General features: G+C 70.2%; 17 protein-coding genes. 3 read left to right on the top strand and 14 right to left on the bottom strand.

Annotation, left to right across the window (positions count from 1 at the left end):
• Positions 1 to 33: 33 nt before the first annotated feature.
• Positions 34 to 462, bottom strand: coding sequence for a nuclear transport factor 2 family protein (locus OAW74_RS11325; protein WP_262874489.1), 429 nt, complete (start codon positions 460 to 462; stop codon positions 34 to 36).
• A 285-nt stretch (positions 463 to 747) separates the two neighbouring features.
• Here OAW74_RS11325 and OAW74_RS11320 point away from each other — a divergent pair, with 285 nt between their 5' ends.
• On the top strand, positions 748 to 1194 hold the full coding sequence (locus OAW74_RS11320) for a tellurite resistance TerB family protein (RefSeq protein WP_262874488.1): 447 nt from the start codon (positions 748 to 750) through the stop codon (positions 1192 to 1194).
• Between the two features lie 14 nt (positions 1195 to 1208).
• Here the strand turns inward: OAW74_RS11320 and OAW74_RS11315 are convergent, their stop codons facing one another.
• Together OAW74_RS11315 and OAW74_RS11310 are read right to left on the bottom strand one after the other, a co-directional pair.
• Positions 1209 to 2225 (bottom strand): zinc-dependent alcohol dehydrogenase, encoded by a 1017-nt coding sequence (locus OAW74_RS11315; RefSeq protein WP_262874487.1) that lies wholly within the window; start codon positions 2223 to 2225, stop codon positions 1209 to 1211.
• Between the two features lie 98 nt (positions 2226 to 2323).
• On the bottom strand, positions 2324 to 2917 hold the full coding sequence (locus OAW74_RS11310) for a TetR/AcrR family transcriptional regulator (RefSeq protein WP_262874486.1): 594 nt from the start codon (positions 2915 to 2917) through the stop codon (positions 2324 to 2326).
• Positions 2918 to 3074: 157 nt separating this feature from the next.
• Between OAW74_RS11310 and OAW74_RS11305 the strand changes: the two genes are divergently transcribed.
• A complete protein-coding gene (locus OAW74_RS11305) occupies positions 3075 to 3689 on the top strand; it encodes a GTP pyrophosphokinase (protein ID WP_262874947.1) in 615 nt (204 codons plus the stop codon).
• A gap of 48 nt (positions 3690 to 3737) precedes the next feature.
• Here OAW74_RS11305 and OAW74_RS11300 read toward each other — a convergent pair whose 3' ends face one another.
• The 11 genes from OAW74_RS11300 to OAW74_RS11250 form a co-directional block, all read right to left on the bottom strand.
• Positions 3738 to 5081 (bottom strand): papain-like cysteine protease family protein, encoded by a 1344-nt coding sequence (locus OAW74_RS11300; RefSeq protein ID WP_262874485.1) that lies wholly within the window; start codon positions 5079 to 5081, stop codon positions 3738 to 3740.
• A gap of 4 nt (positions 5082 to 5085) precedes the next feature.
• Positions 5086 to 6468, bottom strand: a complete 1383-nt coding sequence (locus tag OAW74_RS11295) for a papain-like cysteine protease family protein (RefSeq protein ID WP_262874484.1) — start codon at positions 6466 to 6468, stop codon at positions 5086 to 5088.
• Positions 6465 to 7229 (bottom strand): hypothetical protein, encoded by a 765-nt coding sequence (locus OAW74_RS11290; RefSeq protein ID WP_262874483.1) that lies wholly within the window; start codon positions 7227 to 7229, stop codon positions 6465 to 6467. Before OAW74_RS11290 ends, OAW74_RS11295 begins: the two co-directional genes overlap by 4 nt.
• A complete protein-coding gene (locus tag OAW74_RS11285; protein WP_262874482.1) occupies positions 7226 to 7474 on the bottom strand; it encodes a hypothetical protein in 249 nt (82 codons plus the stop codon). The genes OAW74_RS11290 and OAW74_RS11285 overlap by 4 nt, the downstream gene beginning before the upstream one ends.
• 1 nt (position 7475) lies before the next feature.
• Positions 7476 to 7631 carry a hypothetical protein gene (locus OAW74_RS11280; RefSeq protein WP_262874481.1) on the bottom strand — a complete coding sequence of 52 codons (156 nt, stop codon included), beginning with the start codon at positions 7629 to 7631 and terminating at the stop codon, positions 7476 to 7478.
• A complete protein-coding gene (locus OAW74_RS11275) occupies positions 7631 to 9592 on the bottom strand; it encodes a hypothetical protein (protein WP_262874480.1) in 1962 nt (653 codons plus the stop codon). Before OAW74_RS11275 ends, OAW74_RS11280 begins: the two co-directional genes overlap by 1 nt.
• A gap of 9 nt (positions 9593 to 9601) precedes the next feature.
• Positions 9602 to 10726, bottom strand: a complete 1125-nt coding sequence (locus OAW74_RS11270) for a hypothetical protein (protein WP_262874479.1) — start codon at positions 10724 to 10726, stop codon at positions 9602 to 9604.
• An 8-nt stretch (positions 10727 to 10734) separates the two neighbouring features.
• Positions 10735 to 12099 carry a hypothetical protein gene (locus OAW74_RS11265; protein ID WP_262874478.1) on the bottom strand — a complete coding sequence of 455 codons (1365 nt, stop codon included), beginning with the start codon at positions 12097 to 12099 and terminating at the stop codon, positions 10735 to 10737.
• Complete coding sequence (locus OAW74_RS11260; RefSeq protein ID WP_262874477.1) at positions 12096 to 12572, bottom strand: hypothetical protein; 477 nt, start codon at positions 12570 to 12572, stop codon at positions 12096 to 12098. Before OAW74_RS11260 ends, OAW74_RS11265 begins: the two co-directional genes overlap by 4 nt.
• 15 nt (positions 12573 to 12587) lie before the next feature.
• Positions 12588 to 13922 carry a S8 family serine peptidase gene (locus tag OAW74_RS11255; RefSeq protein ID WP_262874476.1) on the bottom strand — a complete coding sequence of 445 codons (1335 nt, stop codon included), beginning with the start codon at positions 13920 to 13922 and terminating at the stop codon, positions 12588 to 12590.
• A 94-nt stretch (positions 13923 to 14016) separates the two neighbouring features.
• Positions 14017 to 14796, bottom strand: coding sequence for a helix-turn-helix transcriptional regulator (locus OAW74_RS11250; protein WP_262874475.1), 780 nt, complete (start codon positions 14794 to 14796; stop codon positions 14017 to 14019).
• A gap of 180 nt (positions 14797 to 14976) precedes the next feature.
• Between OAW74_RS11250 and OAW74_RS11245 the strand changes: the two genes are divergently transcribed.
• Complete coding sequence (locus OAW74_RS11245; RefSeq protein ID WP_262874474.1) at positions 14977 to 16131, top strand: AI-2E family transporter; 1155 nt, start codon at positions 14977 to 14979, stop codon at positions 16129 to 16131.
• The last annotated feature ends 211 nt before the right edge of the window (positions 16132 to 16342 follow it).

The raw sequence follows: 16342 nt of genomic DNA, 5'->3' as shown, positions 1-16342 counted from the left end.
CAATGCCGGCAGACCCGATGCGGCGCCCCGGGCTCAGTGCGGGATGCCGAGGTCGCGGCTGTTGCCTTCGAGGTCGGTGTAGACGAACGAGTTGTAGGCCACCAGGATGTCGGCGAACCGGTCGGTGTCGTCGATCTCGTACATGATGACGCCGTCGAACTGGAACGTCTCGCCCTTCTTGACGGCACCGAAGAGGGTGTCGTCGGCGTCGTGCTTGGCGGTGAAGACCGTGTTCATCTGGATCGCCGCGCGCCCGTCGTCGGAGACGAATCGCGGCACCGTCAGCCGCTCGACGAAGTGCGGCCAGATGAGGTCGCGGTAGTGGTGCTTCATGCCGTCGACGCCGTCGAACTCCAGCGTGCCGTTCTTCATGTGCATGTCGGGGGCCAGGTAGTCGTCGAAGGCGGTGTCGTCTTCTTCGTTGAACCGGCGGATGTACTCGCGGAACCGCGCCTCCTGCATCGGGGCGTCCTCTCGTCGTCGAAGGGTCTGCTCCGACGCTAGGCGCGGGGCGGCCTCGGCAGAATGCCGCTTCGGGCATACGTGGTATTCCGGCCGGCGACGCGGATGCTGCCCCATCCCGGCCCGCACGCTTGACGCCGCCCCGCCGCACCTCTACTGTCGGTTCTCGTGTCTGTCGAGTCGATGAACCCAGGAAGCCGAGCCACGGCCCAGGCCTGATGCCTGCCGAGCCGCTCGGCTCTTCCTGTTGTCACCGTTCACCGACGTAAGAGGACAGTCACGATCATGCACGACGCACTCTGGAGCGACCGCGAGCTCCGCAGCTTTCTCTCGAGCCTCCGCGGCCGGGGGCTCCTCTCCGGCGAGCCCGACGATCTCGAGCGCGCCCGGTTCGTCGACCAGGCCGCACTGCGCGTCGTCCCGCGTGTGCAGGCTCGCCTGATCGCCGAGGTCGGCGCGCCGCTCGACCCCGACGGCATCGCCGCGATCGCCTTCGAGGTGCTCGAAGACGAGACCTGGGGCAAGCACCACACCTGGATGATGGTCACGACCGACCCGTGGGGCCACCTGTCGGGTCTCGTCGCCGACCGCATCCGCTCGTCGTACCGTGCCACCGCCGGCCGCCGCGATCGCAAGGCCCTGAGGGGCATCGCCGAGGCGAGCGATCGGGTGGCGCTGCCCGCGGCGGCCGACCCGAACGACACCGACGAAGGCCTTTCGCTCACCGAGTGAGCGGGGCGCGTGGCCTACTCGAAGACCACCACGACCTTGTCCGTCGCGCCCGGAGTCGAGGCCAGCGCCAGCGCCTCGTCGGCGCGGTCGAACGGCAGCACATCGCTGATGATGTGGCGGTACTTGTCCCACGAGGCGATGATCGAGTCGGTCACCTCGAAGATCTCGGTGGGGTAGCCCATCGACATGCGGATGTCGACCTCGCTCGTGAGGATCGTCTGGAAGTCGACCTCGACCGGCTTCTTGTGCACCGCGACGATCGTGAGCACGGCGCGGCTCTTGGCTGCGGCGAGGGCCGTGTCGATCACGGCGGGCACGCCGGCGGCGTCGAAGTACACGTCGGTGGCCGGCTTGCCGGGGCGCCCCATGAACCCGGGCACCTCGCCGTGCAGCTCGATGAGCCGCGCGGCGACATCCTCCGAAGACGAGTCGATCACCGCATCCGCTCCCACCTTCAGCGCCTTCTCGAGCCGGTTCGGCACGACGTCGACGACCACGACGTGCGCGGCGCCCTTGCTCTTGAATCCGATGGCGGCGCCCAGCCCCACGGGTCCGGCGCCGAAGACGACGACCTTCGACCCCTCGCCGGCGCCCGAGCGATTGACGCCGTGGTAGGCGACCGCCATCGGCTCGTTGAGCGCGGCGACCTCCCACGGGATATCGTCGGGGATCACGCGGAAGTTGATCCCCGCCTGCGCGTCGAACAGCACGACCTCCGGTGAGAGCGCGCCCTGCGCGCCGCCGGAGCCGATGATGCCGTCGCGGTTGGCCATCGGGTTGATCACGACGTGGTCGCCGACCTTCACGCCCTCGACATCGGCGCCCACCTCGACGACCTCGCCGGCCGGCTCGTGCCCGAGCGGCGTCTGTCCCTGCCGCGGCGGGATGCCGCCGACGTGCACGTAGAGCGAGTCGGAACCGCAGATGCCGCATGCCCTGATGCCCACGACGATGTCGGCGGGCCCGGCGGCCGGGCGCTCGGTCTCGACCCACTCCGCCGTGTCGGGCGCGGTCACCATCAGTGTCTTCATGTTCTCCCCTTCGAGCGGATGCTGCGGGGCACCGACGTGCGCGATGCCCGCGCCGCGATCCTACGCCTATTTCCGAACAGAGTTCGGAAATCTGGAGATCACCCGAGCAGGGGCCGCAGCGCATCGGCGATCGGACGCAGCCGCTCGGCCGTGAACACGTCGAGGTCGACGGCGGGGGCATCGAGCAGCGACCACTCCTCGGTGCACCGCGACGCGACCGCCATCAGGGCGCGCGCGACGCTGTCGACCAGCAGCACGTCGATCCCGTCGCGCCGCGCAACCACCGCGGCCACGAGCGCGTCGAGCAGTTCGTCGCTGCGGGCGAACGCGACGGCCCGCAGCGCGGGGTCGTCGCGCACGATGCGCCAGCGCAGCGCGAGCCCCTCGTGCTCGCCCACGCCGTAGTGCGCGATCGCCAGCATCCCCGCGACAAGCGTGTCGACCGCGGGGTCGTCGGCTGCCGCTGCCAGCCTCTGCTCCATCAGGGCGACCAGCCGGTCGTGGTCCTCCCACAGCAGGTCGCTCTTCGCGGGAAAGTACGAGAACAGCGTCGTGCGGCTGATGCCGGATGCTGCCGCGATCTGAACCAGCGACGTCTCGGCGTACCCGTGCTCGGCGAACAGGGCCACCGCGGTGCGGCGGATCTCGTCGTGCGTGGTCTGGCGGGGCCGGCCGACGGGGTTGTCGCTCACCCCGCCATCATGCCGTGCCGGAGCGTCGCGCACTTCACAGCCCCCGCTGATGCGCGGCGGATACCGTCGGAGCATGCAGAGCCCGGCGGCACCCCGCTCCCTGTCCGTGACCAGCGACGACGGCGTCGTGACCTTCTCGCCCGAGCAGCTGAAGTCGATGCGCGACGAGTTCCAGCACCTGCTGCTGGAGTACGAGTTCGGGCTGCGCGAGGTCGAGACCAAGCTCGGCATCCTCCGCGACGAGTTCCAGCAGATGCACGACTACAACCCGATCGAGCACGTCTCGAGCCGCGTGAAGGCGGCCGACAGCATCGTCGACAAGGTCGCCCGCAAGGGCATCGAGCCCGACTTCGACACGATCCGCGCGAGCATCACCGACATCGCGGGGGTTCGGGTGACCTGCAGCTTCGTCGCCGACGCCTACCGCCTGTTCGACCTGCTCACCGCGCAGGACGACATCACGATCCTGCGGGTGAAGGACTACATCGCCGAACCGAAGCCCAACGGCTACAAGAGCCTGCACGCCGTCGTCCAGGTGCCGGTGTTCCTCTCGTCGGGGCGGGTGGACGTGCCCGTCGAGGTGCAGTTCCGCACGATCGCGATGGACTTCTGGGCGAGCCTCGAGCACAAGATCTACTACAAGTACGACGCGCGGGTGCCGGGGTCGCTGCTGGCTGAGCTGAAGGATGCCGCAGACACCGCCGCCGAGCTCGACTCGCGCATGGAGCGCCTGCACCGCGAGCTGCACGGCCCCCGCATCGAACGGGTGTGAGGCGCGGGGTCGTGCCCCGTCTCGCCGGGAGACGGGGCACGACCGGCCTCAGCCGCGCGTCTCGGTGAACTGCGGCGTGCGACCGTCGCCGTAGATGATGTAGTGCTGCGTGTAGGTCCCCGCCGACCCGCTCGGCTGCTGGAAGCGATACGTGATGCCGACGTCGACCGCACTGACATCCCCCTGCTCATCGGCGAACGACTGATTGACGCTCGTGTCGACCGACAGCACCCGGCCCGTCAGCGGCGCCGGCGGCGCGTAGCTGATGTTCTCGATGTGCACCTCGGCCAGACAGGTCCCGTTGTACTGATAGGTCACCTCGAACTCCGCGCCGACGTTGTCCTCGAACACCAGGTAGTCCCAGACGAGCCGGCGCAGGGAGCGGAAGCTCGTCTTGCGGAACGGGCCGACCTCGGCGAGATGCTTCTTCGCCTCGAGGTCTCCGGGCACGACCTTGCCCCTCAACCCTGCCTTCTCCCACTGCAGACCATGGGAGGTGGCAGCTTCCTTATAGGTGCTGAACAGCAGGCCGACCAAGCCGACGCCCGCCGCGACCGCCGCCGGCGACATCTGGCGGGCCCGCTCGAGCGCCTGCTGCGCCCACGAGGCCGACAGCTGCGCGGCCTGCTGTGCGCGAGCCGGCCAGTGCCGGATCTGGAACCCGGCGAACGCGGTGTTCGCGAGCTGCTCGTACTTCGCGACGAACTGCGACATCGGCATCGACACCTCGCGGCCCAGGCCAGGGTCGATGACATCGACCCTGGGGTCGCCATCGGAGGGCCCGTGGATGCCGACGAGGATGTGCGCGTGCACGCCCTGCACCCCGGCGGCCGGATTGTTGTCGGCCGTGACCCAGATCGGGCCCCACTCCCGCAGCATCGACTCCCAGCGCTCACTGGTGAAGTTCGCCTGCGTCGTCTCGATCTGCACGCCCATCGTCGCCAGCAGCACGGGGGCCTCAGCCGCCGAGAGTCCGCTGTTGGCATCGAGCTTGCCCTTCCACGGGCCGCCCAGACTGCCGATGTAGGCGGGCACCGCCCAGCTCTGCCGGTCGCGCCACGACGCCATCATGGTGGCCACGAAGGCCCAGCACACCATCGTCGAGGTCTGCTGGATGGGCATCGGCAGGTCGGGCACGCGGTAGTCGAGCATGCTCATCGCGCGGGCGCGACGCCGCCGAGGTGCCGACATCGACGACGCGCGCGAGCGCGTCCCCTGCCAGGACGACAGAGCGGATGCCGTCGCGCTGACCGTCGGGCCGGCAGCGGTCGGCGCGCTCGGGGTCGGCGGCGTCGGGGGCGGCGCGGGCTTCTTCGCCGGCACCGGCGCCCGCGCCGCGATGCGCTGCGAATGACGGCGGATGTCGCGTTCGAGGGCCTGGATCCGATTCATGGTGCTACCCCTTCCTGAGGCGGGCGATGAGAAGCTGCGCTCCGACGGCCCCGCCGATGCGCGTCGCGATCTGATCCCACGCGAGGCTCGCGCGGCTGCCGGTGGTGGGCGCGGCGAAGGTGGTCATGCCCTCTGCCCACGGGTCGACGACGTCGACGGTGGTCGCCGATCCGTCGGATCTCGCGCCGGCGATGACGACCGCATGCTCGCCGGGCGGCTGTGTCGCGACGAAGAGGGGGCCGTTCTCGTCGATCAGTGCGCACAGCGCGCGGCCGGTCGGGGCCTCGCCCGCCGACGCCACCTGCAGCCCGAACGCCTCCAGCACGTCGGGGCACGTCGCGGTGCGCCCCTCGGCGAACTGCTCCCAATACCCCTCGCCCGCCGCGATGGCCGCGGGGTCGGGTGCGACCTCATCACGCCAGGCGACCACCGAGGCGCACGCGGCGGCATGACAGCTCATGCCGGCCACCTGCGGCACGAGCGGTGCATCGGTGGTGACGGCGAAGACGTCGTCGCTCGCCACACGCTCGGACTGCTCGGGCGGGCCGGATGCAGGCGCCGAGGGCGCCGGTTCGGCCGGCGCCTCGGCGACCGCCGCGGTCGGCGCCGACGGCGTGGCAGCCGGAGCGGCCGGAGCCGGCTCTGCGGAGGGTGCGGTGTGCTCCTCGGCAGCCAGCGCGCCGTCGAGCCGCGAGAAGTCCACGCTGAGCGAGACGGGCCCCTGATCGAACCGGCTGGGCGCGTTGGCCGCGGTCATCCGCTCGAAGACGTCGTGGCCGACGGCCGCGCCCACACCCCACTGCGGGGCGGCTGGCGGCGCCTCGCGGGGCGCCTCCGGCACCTCGGGGAGCGGCGCACGCACGGGCTGCGGTCCTGAGCGGGCGTGCGAGAGGATCGCCCGGATGTCCTGTGCGAAGGCCGCCTCGTCCTCGGGTGCCCTCGGTGCGGGCGCGGTGACGATCCAGTCGTCGATCTTCTCCACTTCGGGCTCGACCGACTGCGCCGCGCCCAGGTCGTCGGCCTCCCCTGCCGTGCCGGCCGAGCCGGCCGCCAGCGTCGCCTCGGCGGGTCCGCTGCCGCCGGCATCCGATGTCGCCGGCCCTCCGAGATCACCGACCGCGGAAGGAGCCGCCCCCGCCGGCGCGGGCCCGCCCGCGACGGGCGTCGTCGTCAGCACGGAGCCGACGGCGGCGGATGCGGGCGCCTCCGCCGCGGGCGCGACAGCGGCGTCGGCCGACACGTGCACGGCGATGTCGGCGCCGTCGTCGAAGGCATGGGTCCGGCGATCGGCGGTGCGCGCGGGACGCGGCGTGCGGCGGCGTCCGGCGCTCGCGGGTGCGGGGGTGCGACACACCGACTGTTCGAGGCGTGAGATGCGACTGGTCATGGCGCCAGCTCCAGAGTGAGGACCGTGAGCGGATCGAGGGCGAGGGTGAGGCGGGCCGGGCGCCCGTGCGGGCGGAACCCCGAGGCATCCAGCGACACCCGATCGGGCCCCGCGTCACGCACAGCGCGAGGCATTCCGTCCAGAAGGGCGGCAGGGAACCCCGCCGATGAGGCGACCGCGAGGTTCTCCCCGTCGAGGTGCAGCACCAGAGCGCGATCGTGCACCGAGAGCTCGGCCGAGGTGACGCGCGGCGGCGTGCGGCGCCGGTGCGCCTTGGTGATGATGGCGGCGAGGTCGCTGTAGTCGGGCGCGCGGTTGTCGGTGACGCTCTTCAGGTCGACGCCGCGGCCGGCGATGCGTTCGAGGTCGCGGCCGCTGCGCACCCCGACGGCGGCCAGAGCATCCTTCTGGTCGGCGTCGAGTTCTTCGATGTCGTCGATGGCGACGTCGTCGGCGTCGGCGGGCTGCGGGGCGGAGTCGCGGATCGTGCCCGCCGAGATCGAGCCGAGCGAGAAGCGCAGCGCCGACGACCCGTCCTGCCCGGGCTCGGCGGTGACGAACTTGACCTGCTTGCCGTCGAAGACCGGAAAGCAGCGCAGATCGACGTCGACGTCTTTCACGGTGTAGGTGACGGGCCTGGTGAGCCCTTTGACGCCGAGCACATCCTGTGCGCGGTCGAGTTCGACGATGAGCGAGTCCATGAACGACTTGAGGTTCCACGACCGGTTGCCGGCGTCGCGGGCGATGACATCGGTCGTCATGGCGTCGGCTCCACCCGGAGTCGGATGCGGTGCAGCACGGGCATCACCGAGGTCTCGCGCGCCTGCCGGGGAGGCGCAGCGGCGAGGTCGACGTCCCCGGCCGCGCGAGCGCGCACCGAGAGTTCGAGCGGGGTCTCGACGACGACGGACTCGATGCTCATTCCGCCTGCCTCCCCGACGTCTGCGAGGTCGCCCACGGCCGTGACGATGTCGCAGAGGGCCGCGAGCGGGCTGTCCCAGGGCATCTCACGACTCCCGTCCGTCGAGCGGACGCGGTCGCCGAGGGGTCAGCGCGACGACCTGCTCGTCGATGACCTCCATGCCGTCGATGCTGATGGTCGTCGCACCGTCTTCCGCGGCCATCGCGAGGGAGGGGTACCTGCGGGACGAGACGATCTCCATCATGCGCTCCTCGTGGTCACGACGTGGGCGAGCGCCGGGATGGGCACGCTGACCGGCCGCACCTCGAAGGCCAGAACCTGGCCGGTCAGCGGCGAGATCTCGCCCGGAACGCGCAGCAGCACCTCGTGCAGCTTCACCTCCGGCCACACCCACACCGCCATCCGCGCGTGGCGGCGGCCGTGCAGATCGATCCGGCACGACGCGGCCCGTTCGAACGCGGCGCGGAACCCGTCGTCGGCGAGCGCCGCCATCGTCGCATCGTCGAAGCCCTCACCTCCGCCGAGTCGGGCGGCCAGCCGTGACAGCGACGCCACGGTGATGTCCAATCCCGACCGGAGGGTGCCCTCTCGGCGACGCTCGGTGTGCTCGGCGAGGTCGGATGCCGTCTGTCGCCGTCGATTGCCACCCGTTCCTGGCACGAGGCGATACGTGTAGTCGAGCCGCGCCACCGTGCGGCTGCTGCGCTCCTCCACCGTGTCGACCCACGCCTGATGCCACCAGTCCCTGTCGCGGTCGACGTCGTCCAGCCGCACGGGCGCGCGCCCCGTATCGATGCCGTCGAAGGTCGCCTGTCCCACCAGGCGCACGAGCTGGCCGACGGTCGTGTCGTACGTCGTGCCCTTGCCCCGCCACGACAGGCGCAGGGTGATGCGATACTCCTGGCCTGCAGCGAGCCGCGCCGTGACGGCGGCGGGAATCGTCACGGCCTCGCGCAGGTGTCCGTCTTCCACGCTCTCCAGACGCATCCGCCGCTGGGCCACGATTCGTTGGCTGCCCGCCTCCCGCACGATCACCTCCAGCTGGGCGCGCGGGATCGGACGCGGCGTGGTGACGCTGACCGGGAGCGTGATGTCCTCGCCCTGGCGGAAGGCCACCTGCGGGTACCCCTGGAGCTCGGCCGGCACGAGTTCGGGAAGCTCGAGTCGCACCGTCCGCGAGATCCGCGCGGTGCGGGCAGGCCCTGTCGACGCCGAGACCGACATCCCCTGGATCAGCGAGGCCACCAGATCATCCCCGACGCCGGGGTTGAGTTCGCGCAGGTGCTCGTGCAGCTTGTCTGTCGCCTGCTGGCCGATGCGCGCTGCATCGAGGATGCCGCCGATCGCCTGCTGCAGAAGTTTGGTGGGGTCCGCCGCCGAGATGAGCGACTGCACGGTCTGCGGGGTCAGCACATTCTGCAGCAGCGGGGCGAGAGCCGGCAGCGCCGCCAGCAGCGGAGCGATCGACGCATAGGAGTACGACGGCGACGACATGCTCGTGCTGTGCGACTGGGCGGCGGTGACCTCGGCGAGCACGCGCTGCAGCAGCTGAGCGAGATCTGCCGACGGCGCTGTCGGGGCCGCCGGTGCGGTCGCCGCCGCGGGAGTCGCCGGTGCGGGACCGGCGGCCGGTGCCGGTGTCGGCGCGAAGATGCGGCCCAGCACGGGCAGCGCCTGCTGCACGAGGGGCAGCACCTGCGAGATCACGCCGCCCAATGCGCCCAGGAACTGCGCCTGCGACATCGAGGGAGTCCCTGGCGGCGGCGCCGAGAGCGCGCGCAGCGGCGGCGCCGGATGCGGCTGCATCGGTCGATCGAGCAGTGACAGCGGTGCGGACATTCGGGGCTCCTCTCTCATCGGCACGGGCGGATCATCGCGGCGCCAACGCCACGGAACCTCGACCAGGTCGGATGCCGCCGGTCCCCGAAGCTCGTCGTCACGGAACGACAGCAGCTGCAGATGATGGTTCTCGCGGGTGAACTCGTCGGTCGGAACCCGAAGGCGGATCCGTCCACGCGCATCCGCTTCGACGGGCCCCTGCAGGGGCGACGTCCGGGAGCGTGTGGCGAGCAGTTCGACACCGGGGCGCTTGTTCGAGCCCGATCCGACGCCCCACGCGTAGAACCGGTTCGCTCCGATCTCGGCATCGAACTCCTGTGCACCATCGTTCTCTCCTCGCCACGTCACGATCGCGAGCGCCATCGTCGGACCTCACCCGCCCTGCGCAGGCGGCGCAGCGGGAGGAGCCGCAGGGGCGGGCTGAGCGGCCGGCGCGAGGCCGCCTGGCGCCGCCGGCGCCGCCCCCGGCGCGGTGGGGCCGTACATCGTGGCGAAGTTGTCGAGGCGGAAGTAGTCCGACTTGAACGTGATCTCGACGAAGCCCTGCAGGTTCGCCGTCACCGAGGTGTCGTTGTCGCTCTTGGTCGTCGACACGCTCAACTGCGAGTGGCGTGAGCTCTCGGTTCCGCCACCCTGCGGGCCGCCGAAGAGCGATCCGAAGAACCCGCCGGAGTGACTGAGGCTGCGTGAGCTGGACTGCACGTCCTGCACCATCGCCTTGTCCTGACGATCGATGTTCTCGGTGGCCTTGAAGTCGAACTTCACCGATGCTCTGACGACCCCCTTCTCGACCACCAGCCGGGTGACGCCCATCAGCAGCACCTCGCGGAGCATGGCCCGCTGCTCCTTGGCCATCGCGAGGGTCGCGTCCATGATCTTCGCCTTGATCACGGCATCGTCGGGCTCCTCTCCCTCCTTGGCGACCACGTTGCCGTCTTTGTCGGTCAGCTCGGCGGGCGCGTCGGGCGGGAAGTTGACGCTGAAGTCGTCTTCGTTGTTCGCTGCCAGGTAGGCGAACGACTCCTGCGGCGGGATCTTCTTCATGAAGAAGGCGAGCGACTGGGTCGCTGCCTTCAGCAGCTCCTGATACGCGACCATCTGCTCCTTGGTCACGCGCAGGTTGGCCCGGAACACCCCCTCGAGAAGATCCCCGACGAAGGTCGGGAACGACACGGCATCGATGAAGTCCGAGGCGATGTCGCCCAGCTGATCGATGCGCTTGTTGGTGTGACGCTGCTCGTTGATGAGGTCGCTCGCTCGGCGGGCACCGCCGGGGCGACCTCCACCGACGAGCCCTCCGAGTCCGGGCAGACCCGGCAGCAGCATCGCCTGTGAGCGCTCTCCTCTGCGCCGACGATCGAGCTCGTCGCTGCGCGCCGTCACGAGCTGGCGATACAGGTCGAGCTGGTCGCCCGACGACATCGTCGCGAAGTGCGGCACCATCGAAAGGGTCGTCTGGACGTCGGCCCTGGCCCTCCGGTCGATTTCGCTGTCCACGACCGCCCCTACTCCGACCACGTGTCGTCGTCTGCGTCGTCCTCGTCGAACTCGTCGTCGAACTCGTCGTCGACCGGCGCGTCGCGGTCTGACGCCACGTCGCCGAGGATGCCGTCGCCGGCGAGGTCCTGCGCGAGGATCCACGCCTTGGCCGACGAGATGAACTCCGCGAAGGCGTCTTCATCGAGCGTGCTGCGGCGGAAGTCGGCGATGTAGTCGACGACCTTGAACCCCTCGACGGCCGATGTGCGCAGGGCGTTGACATTGGGCGAGACGCCGAACTCCTCTTTGCTCAGGCGTTCGATGACCGACCACTGATCGCGGCGGCGCCCGGATGCGAGCTGGCCGACGACCTCGGGATGACCGAGGATGTCGAGCGCACCGAGCGCACCGGAGGCCGCGTCGGTCTGGCGCAGCTGGTTGTACATCTCGGTGACGGTCGTGAGCGCCATGCCGGCCATGCGCTCGGTGAGGTTGTACTGCACCTCTTCGATCGCCTGCACGACACCCTGCGCGTTGACGCGATCGCGGTACGAGGTCTCGCTGCGATCGATGTAGGTCGCGACCTCCTCCATGAGCGCGCGCCACAGCCGTGGGAACTCCTCGTTGACCACAACCCGTTCGCCGACCTGCGTCTGACCGAGATCGAGCACTCGCCGATAGAGCAGGAAGCGCTCCTCTTCGGCCGGTCGGTCTTCGCGCAGCTTGTAATAGCGGTACAGCTCGCTGGTCAGGTCGCCGTCGCCGAAGTCGAGCAGTCCGATCCACCACCGGTAGACGAGCGCGTCTGCCAGCTTGTAGACCCCGAGGCGCTCGCCGATGTCCCAGCACCACATCAGCGCGCCGGCGGCGCGCACATTGCCGGGGAGCACGATCTGCCCCGCCGTCGAGTCGAACAGGTCGACCTGGAAGTCCCAGGGGCTGGTCCGACCGAGCGGCCTGGTCAGCTGAGCCGGATCGGTTCCCGAGCCGCGGGTGACGTCGTCGACGACCTGCGCGATGAGCGTGTAGTTGTTGCTCGCGGTGACCGAGAGCCGGTCGAGTGCCGCGATCACGCGCTCGCGTCGGGCGAACGAGAGCACGACGCTGCGGTTCGCCGAGAATCGATCGACGAAGACGGCCCACGGACTCTCGGCGTTGGACGACGTGATCGCCTGCAGCACCGAGCGCTCGACGCCGGTGGAGAGATCGAGACCCTGCTCGCGAAGCCGTCGCAGCACGAGATCGGTGTCTTTGACGGTGACACCCGCCCGTGTCGCGACACGATCCACGAGCTCGAGATAGAACTCGTCTTCGATGCTCCGCAGGTTGTCGAGGATGTATGCCGAGACGCCTGCGGTATCGCGCAGGCGGTCTCCCAGTTCGTCGCTCATCGCGCCGCCGCCTTCGGATCCTGCCCATCGCGGCCGCTGCCCAGGAACGCCGCGACCGCATCGGCGAGTGCCTTCGCCGTCTTGTTGAGTTCGCCGACCTCTTTGTTGAGCGCGCCCACCTCGTCGCCGACATCTTCGACGGCGTCGAGCACCGAGTCGCCTCCGGCCTGCTGCGCAGCCTCGAGCTGGGGCTTGATGGCAGCGAGGAAGAGCGTCTCGGCGACACCGGGGGTCGACAGCAGCAGCCGTTGCGCATCGCTCTGCGCGGCCCGTGAGAGCCGGTCGCGCAGCCGCGCGACTTCGATGCTCAGGCCGTAGTCGGCGATGACGCGCCTGGCGGTGGCCAGGTCGCCCTTGTGATTCTTCGCGATCTCGGCGAGCGACTCGCGCACGACGCGTTCGCGCTGGCCGGGTGGCGGCGCGATGGTGAGGGTGTCGAGCGACCGAGACGCGAGTGCGGCATTCGGCGACATGGGTCTTCCTTCCGTTCAGACCGGGATGAGCTCTCGGCGGGCACGCGACGGTGCGCGCGCGGTGTCGATCCGGTGCGCTGCCAGACGCAGCGCATCGGGGATGTTGAGCAGGCCGGCTCCGGCCTGCGGCGTCTTGAACCGGGTGCCCTCACGATCGGCCGATGCACTCAGGATGCGCGCGACCTGGCCGGCGCCGAGGCGGGCACCTCCGTCGAGTGAGCGGCACAGCGCCGCCGCGCCGGCGACGAAGGGCGTGGCCTGCGACGTGCCCGTCGCGAAGGCGTAGCCGCCGTCGAGCCAGGTCGACCAGATCTCGGTCCCCGGTGCGACCAGGTCGACCTGCGCGCCCCAGGTGGAGTAGGTCGCGACCGAGCCGTCGCGACCGACAGCGCCCACGGCGACGACACCGGGGAGCGCCCCCGGGTAATAGAGGGTGTCGGCACCGTCGTTGCCGGCCGCTGCCACCACGACGACACCCTTGGCCAGTGCGTAGCGGATGACATCGACGTGCGGCAGACCGCCGCCTTCTCGACGGATGCCGAGACTCATGTTGATGACGTCGGCTCCGTGGTCGACAGCCCATTTGATGCCCGTGTTGATGTTGTCGACCAGGCCCGCCCCGATGTTGCGGCCGTCCTGCATCAGCGCGCCCAGCACCCTGACCGGCAGCACGCGGCAGCCCGGCGCGACGCCGGTGGGCATGCGGCCCGCTCCGCGCGCGACGAGGATGCCCGTGACGTGCGAGCCGTGCCCCACGCCGGGGTCGGACGGGTCGGCATCGGCCTCGAGCGCGTCGCCGAGGAAGGCCTCGGCTCCGTCGAGGATGTCGACGAAGTCGAACCCCGGCATCAGCCGCTCCCGGTACTGCTCGTGGTCGAGGTCGACGCCGGTGTCGAGAACGGCGATGACGACATCGCGGTCGCCGCGGGTCACGGCATGCGCGTCGTCGAGTCCCAGCATCCGCCCCGCCCAGTCCGACGGCGTCGTGCTGGAGGCCGTCGCCAGGGGCAGTGGGACGCTCGAGACGAGCCCGTCCTCCACACGCTCGACGACAGGCAGCTCGCGCAGTCGCGCGAGGAACTCGGCCGTCCAGGGGCGGTCGGCCAGCGCGACGACGCGGAAGATCCGATCGAGGCCGGCGATCTTCTCCTGTTCGGACCATCCCGCCGTGCCCGCCGGGTCGTGCTCGTGCGCCACGAGCACTCCGCCCGGCCAGGTCGCCAGGACGCGGTCGATGTCGGGGTGGAAAGAGGGCCCGGCGGCGGACGGGTCTGCGATCGCCGTCAGCCACGACCCGACGTCACGGTGCGCGACTCCCTCGCGCAGCCGGATCGTCGCGTGCGGCTTCATCGTGCCCCCTTCGATGAGCGCACCGACGTGGTCGGTGCACGTCACACGCTAGGAAGCGCGCGGGTGCGGAGCCATACGTACAAGTACCACCCCGTCACCACCGCAGATCGACCGCGGCGTCCAGCGCCGAGGCGGCCGGCGGTGCCGGATCGAGCAGCCCGAGCCGCTCCGCCGTGCGCACCGCGATGAGCCTGTCGTGCGCGTCGAGCTTTCGGTAGACGTTGGCGAGATGCTTGTGGACGGTGCGTGGAGAGACCGCCAGCCGCGTCGCGATCGCGCGCGCGATGAGCCCCTGAGCCATGAGGCGCAGCACCTCGAGCTCTCTGCCGGTCAGCGCGGGCGCACCCGGGGCGAGCGCGACCCTGCCCGGCGATGCGGCGAGTGTCGCCAGGTCTGCCAGCGGCGGCGCGAGACACGAGAGGAAGTGCAGGTCGCGCTCGGAGAAGTCGTCGCGCCGACAGACGACGGCGAGCCGGATGGCGGAGGGCCCCGCCCCCAGAGGCAGCTGCGCGATGTCACGCGAGCCGAGCACCCCCTCCAGCAGCAGGGTCGCGATCGTGCCTCGCCAGCTGTCGACGTCGGTGTCGCGCGAAAGGCACGACACCCGTCGCTCTGCGACGAGGTGGCGCATGAGCATGGGAAAGGTCTGCGGCAGGCTGGACAGCACGACTTTCATCCGCAGGATGTCGACCGTGTGCGGCCAGGCGACGATCGTCGCCTGGCGGTCGTCGATGTCGAGGGTGATCACGGCGGCCGCCGTCGCGCGCAGCCGCTCCATCAGCATCCGGCAGACGCATTGATCGAACCGATCGCCCGTGGCGAGAGCGCGCAGCGTGGCGACGACGGTGTCGAAGACGTCTTCGACGCACCCCATTTCGCGGCACACTGCGGATCCCCCGGCGAGACCCCTCCCCCGTACACGGGTCCACGGTGACGCTCACGGACCCGCCACCAGTACTACTCCTCCCTCGCGCGACCCGCCAGACGTACGTCGAGATTCACCTGCGCGGCGCGGGGCGCGGGCTTCATGCCGCTCTGCCCGTAGCGTCGGAGCATGCCACTGTTCCGCAGCAGCGAGCCCCGCAGCATCCGTCTCGAGAATGCGTCCGTCGAGCTGAAGGCGGAGCGGGCGCCCTGGAGCCTGTGGGCGGACGGCTTCGGCAGGCTCGCCACCCGGGCGATGCAGGTCATCGTCGTGGTCGCAGTCGCCGGGGCGATCGTCTACGTCATCACGTCGCTGACGCTCGTGACGATCCCTCTCGTGCTCGCGCTGATCTTCGCGAGCGCCTTCGCTCCGGCGATGTCATGGCTGAAGAGCCGCGGCGTGCCCGCGGTGCTCGCGACCCTCATCACACTGCTGACGATCGTCGTGCTGCTGGGGGCGTTGAGCTGGCTCATCGTGTGGGCGGTGCAGGATCAGTGGGACGAGCTGTATTCGCAGGCGCAGGAAGGCTTCCAGGCGCTGCTGAAATGGGCGCACGAGCTGCCCTTCTTCCCCGACACGACGCAGCTGCAGGAGTGGGTCGACCAGATCACCGCATTCATCACGAGCGCCCAGTTCGGCTCGGGGGCCCTTGCCGGCGTCAGCGCGGTCGCGAACTTCGTGACCGGGCTCGTGCTCATGGTCACGATCCTGTTCTTCTTCCTCAAGGACGGCCCCGAGATGTGGGAGTTCGTGCTGCGCCCCTTCCGCGGCGAGCACTACCTGCGCGCCCGCCGCATCGGCGACAAGACGGTCACCGTCTTCGGCTCGTACGTGCGCGGCACGGCGACGGTCGCGTTCGTGGATGCTGTCGGCATCCTCATCGGCCTGCTCGTCCTGCAGGTGCCGCTGGCCATTCCGCTGGCGGTGCTCGTGTTCCTCCTCGCCTTCATCCCCATCGTCGGCGCGACCCTCGCCGGAATCCTCGCCGCCCTCGTCGCACTCGTGGCCAACGGGTGGGTCACGGCGCTGCTCGTGGTCGGCGTCGTCGTGCTCGTCAATCAGCTCGAGGGCAACTTCCTGCAGCCGGTGCTGATGGGGCGCTCGATGAAACTGCACGCGTTCGTGATCCTCATCGCCCTGACCGTCGGCACGGCCCTCGGCGGCATCGTCGGCGCGGTGCTCGCCGTGCCGATCGCGGCGGCGGCCTGGGGCGTCATCCAGGTGTGGGACGGCCCCGACCTGCCGGCGCGGTGGGCCAGGCCCAAGGTCGTCCGAGCTGCCTGAGCCCCGGCCCGGTCGGCGGGCTGTCGCGCGGGCCGTGCCGCGGTCGTCAGATCAGGAGATCTCGCCGAGACAGGTCGTTCCGCGGGGCGGTCTCAAGGGGTCAGTGCAACACCCTGATGTGAGGGGTGTCGATGCTGTTGGTGTTGAGGTCGGTGAAGCGGGGGTTTTGGCGGGGGATCGCGGCGGGGTTGAGTACTGCGGATGCTGCGGC

The organism is Microbacterium fluvii (genome assembly GCF_025515205.1).
Classification (GTDB): Bacteria; Actinomycetota; Actinomycetes; order Actinomycetales; family Microbacteriaceae; genus Microbacterium; species Microbacterium fluvii.
Note: the sequence above shows the minus strand (reverse complement) of the source record. Positions and strands in the feature narration are given on the sequence as shown.

What these genes read in the sequence shown, in the direction of transcription:
- OAW74_RS11325 (WP_262874489.1), bottom strand. Translation starts at nt 462, where the DNA reads ATGCAGGAGGCGCGGTTCCGCGAGTACATCCGCCGGTTCAACGAAGAA.
- OAW74_RS11320 (WP_262874488.1), top strand. Translation starts at nt 748, where the DNA reads ATGCACGACGCACTCTGGAGCGACCGCGAGCTCCGCAGCTTTCTCTCG.
- OAW74_RS11315 (WP_262874487.1), bottom strand. Translation starts at nt 2,225, where the DNA reads ATGAAGACACTGATGGTGACCGCGCCCGACACGGCGGAGTGGGTCGAG.
- OAW74_RS11305 (WP_262874947.1), top strand. Translation starts at nt 3,075, where the DNA reads ATGCGCGACGAGTTCCAGCACCTGCTGCTGGAGTACGAGTTCGGGCTG.
- OAW74_RS11300 (WP_262874485.1), bottom strand. Translation starts at nt 5,081, where the DNA reads ATGAATCGGATCCAGGCCCTCGAACGCGACATCCGCCGTCATTCGCAG.
- OAW74_RS11295 (WP_262874484.1), bottom strand. Translation starts at nt 6,468, where the DNA reads ATGACCAGTCGCATCTCACGCCTCGAACAGTCGGTGTGTCGCACCCCC.
- OAW74_RS11290 (WP_262874483.1), bottom strand. Translation starts at nt 7,229, where the DNA reads ATGACGACCGATGTCATCGCCCGCGACGCCGGCAACCGGTCGTGGAAC.
- OAW74_RS11285 (WP_262874482.1), bottom strand. Translation starts at nt 7,474, where the DNA reads ATGCCCTGGGACAGCCCGCTCGCGGCCCTCTGCGACATCGTCACGGCC.
- OAW74_RS11280 (WP_262874481.1), bottom strand. Translation starts at nt 7,631, where the DNA reads ATGGAGATCGTCTCGTCCCGCAGGTACCCCTCCCTCGCGATGGCCGCG.
- OAW74_RS11275 (WP_262874480.1), bottom strand. Translation starts at nt 9,592, where the DNA reads ATGGCGCTCGCGATCGTGACGTGGCGAGGAGAGAACGATGGTGCACAG.
- OAW74_RS11265 (WP_262874478.1), bottom strand. Translation starts at nt 12,099, where the DNA reads ATGAGCGACGAACTGGGAGACCGCCTGCGCGATACCGCAGGCGTCTCG.
- OAW74_RS11260 (WP_262874477.1), bottom strand. Translation starts at nt 12,572, where the DNA reads ATGTCGCCGAATGCCGCACTCGCGTCTCGGTCGCTCGACACCCTCACC.
- OAW74_RS11255 (WP_262874476.1), bottom strand. Translation starts at nt 13,922, where the DNA reads ATGAAGCCGCACGCGACGATCCGGCTGCGCGAGGGAGTCGCGCACCGT.
- OAW74_RS11250 (WP_262874475.1), bottom strand. Translation starts at nt 14,796, where the DNA reads ATGGGGTGCGTCGAAGACGTCTTCGACACCGTCGTCGCCACGCTGCGC.
- OAW74_RS11245 (WP_262874474.1), top strand. Translation starts at nt 14,977, where the DNA reads ATGCCACTGTTCCGCAGCAGCGAGCCCCGCAGCATCCGTCTCGAGAAT.